General features: G+C 65.8%; 3 protein-coding genes and 1 pseudogene. 3 read left to right on the top strand and 1 reads right to left on the bottom strand.

The features are described 5' to 3' along the window. Positions 1 to 232, top strand: a pseudogene (locus tag B7Z76_RS16030) (recombinase family protein); the annotation flags it as partial. A 48-nt stretch (positions 233 to 280) separates the two neighbouring features. Here B7Z76_RS16030 and B7Z76_RS16025 read toward each other — a convergent pair. Beyond that, a complete protein-coding gene (locus tag B7Z76_RS16025; protein ID WP_287989999.1) occupies positions 281 to 691 on the bottom strand; it encodes a helix-turn-helix domain-containing protein in 411 nt (136 codons plus the stop codon). Positions 692 to 802: 111 nt separating this feature from the next. Between B7Z76_RS16025 and B7Z76_RS16020 the strand changes: the two genes are divergently transcribed. Together B7Z76_RS16020 and B7Z76_RS16015 are read left to right on the top strand one after the other, a co-directional pair. Beyond that, entirely contained in the window at positions 803 to 1,180 is a 378-nt protein-coding gene (locus B7Z76_RS16020; RefSeq protein ID WP_291345249.1) for a hypothetical protein, read from the top strand. Positions 1,181 to 1,222: 42 nt separating this feature from the next. Further along, a partial coding sequence (locus B7Z76_RS16015) for an FAD-dependent oxidoreductase (protein WP_291345247.1) occupies positions 1,223 to 1,943 on the top strand: 721 nt, incomplete at its 3' end.

The following is a 1,943-nucleotide window of genomic DNA, read 5'->3' as shown; positions in this document are numbered from 1 at the left end:
CGAGTTCGAGCGTGCCATGATCCGGGAACGGACCTCCGCCGGCCTTGCAGCCGCCCGCGCCGAAGGTCGCATCGGTGGGCGTCGCAAGAAGCTCGATGCCGCCAAACGCCGCGAGATCGCCGAGAGCGTCATCACTGGCCGCAAGTCCGGGGCCGAGATGGCTCGGCTTTACAATATCAGTGCACCGACGGTGTCGCGCATCGTTGCTCAGCATCGCTCTGATCTGGCCTAGTTTGAGATTATCGACGGATCATCCGGTGGTGTTTTAAACGGCGACGCTTCAAGGCGCGGGCGCTGCCGCTTTCGGTTGAGATAGCGCTTCGATCAAGGGGCATTCCGCCGGCCCGCCTGCTTCGCATTGCCGAATGAGGGTTCCCAGAGTGACCTCGACCGCCCGCAGGTCGGCGATCTTGCGGCGCACGTCCTGACGATGGCGGATAGCAGCTTGTTTCACGTCCTCACAGTGGCGTTCATCTCTTTCGGCCAGGCTGAGAAGGCCGCGTACCTCGTCGAGAGAGAAGCCGAGTTCCCGGGCACGGCAGATGAAGGTGAGGCGCGCGATTTCGGCGGCGCCATAGATCCGGCGGCCGCTCTCGGTGCGCCGTGGCCGCTGAAGAACGCCGATCTTCTCATAGAAGCGGATTGTGTCGATGCCGCAGCCGGCTCGCCGCGCAACCGTGCCGATCGGCACCGATGGGCCATCGTTCCAAGTGGGGGAAGGACGCTTCTGACGGTCCGTTACACTGCTCAAAACATACCTCTTGATCCTGGAGTTACTCCAGGACCTATAGACCATCGTCAGATGGACTTGAAGGAGTTTGCGGCCATGCGGGCATGTTGTGATCATCCGGGTTCCGAACGCCGGCCCGGCCGGCGGCGTCTACTGACCAGCCGCGTGGCGATCATCGGCGGCCTTGCGCTCGCCGCTGGCGGTGGTCTCGCCGTCGGCGGTTGGGGCTGGCTGGTGGCCGCCGGTTTCGCGCCCGTCATCCTGGCGGTCCTGCCCTGCGCTGCCACATGCGGCCTCGGACTCTGCGTGCTGGGCATGAGCGGCAGGTCAAATTCGAATCCCACGCCCGCCCGCCCCGGGAATAGCGACGACATGATTCACGGGGGCGATCCTGGGCCGTCGTCTGCCACTCCATCACTCAGCCACCGGCAAAGCCCAAATGCCATTTGAGACCTTTGACTTCACTCGAATCGCCGCAACCGGAGACTTGGCATGACATCTCATACCCTGCGCGTAACTGGCATGACTTGCGAGCACTGCGCCCGCACGGTCGAGAAGACCCTCAACGGCTTCCCGGGCGTCCAGGCAAAGGTTGCTTATGATCGCGGCACCGCGCAGATCGACGGCGCCGATGGCCTTGATCTCGCGGCGCTGAGAGCCGTGCTGGCACCACACGGCTATGGGCTGGAGACGCTGGCCGGTGACGGCACGCGCGGCGCTGCGATCCCGCACGGGGGATTGCATATCGCCATCATCGGCAGTGGCGGCGCGGCCTTCGCGGCGGCGATCCGCGCCGCCGAAGCCGGCGCCCGCGTGACCATGATCGAACGGGGCGAGGTGATCGGCGGCACCTGCGTCAATGTCGGCTGCGTGCCATCGAAGATCACCTTGCGTGCGGCCGAGATCCGGCATGAGCGCGGGCACCACCCATTCGCGGGTATCGCGCACAGCGAGGAGGCCGTGGACCGGGGGGCCTTGCTCGCCCAACTGCGCGGCCGGGTCGAGGAACTGCGCGGCGCCAAGTACCAGAAGATCATCGACGACAACCCCGGGATCGCGCTGCTGCGTGGCGACGCGCGCTTCGAGGATGCGCGTACACTCGCAATTACCGCCCGGACCGGCGAGGTGACGCGCCTGACGCCAGATCGCATCCTCATCGCGACCGGCGCCGCGCCGATGATCCCGCCCGTTCCAGGGCTGACGGACACACCCT

Origin of the sequence: Acidiphilium sp. 20-67-58, assembly GCF_002255515.1 — a bacterium.
GTDB lineage: Bacteria > Pseudomonadota > Alphaproteobacteria > Acetobacterales > Acetobacteraceae > Acidiphilium.
Note: the sequence above shows the minus strand (reverse complement) of the source record. Positions and strands in the feature narration are given on the sequence as shown.

Coding starts and splice junctions, on each gene's coding strand:
- B7Z76_RS16020 (WP_291345249.1), top strand. CDS start 803: ATGGACTTGAAGGAGTTTGCGGCCATGCGGGCATGTTGTGATCATCCG.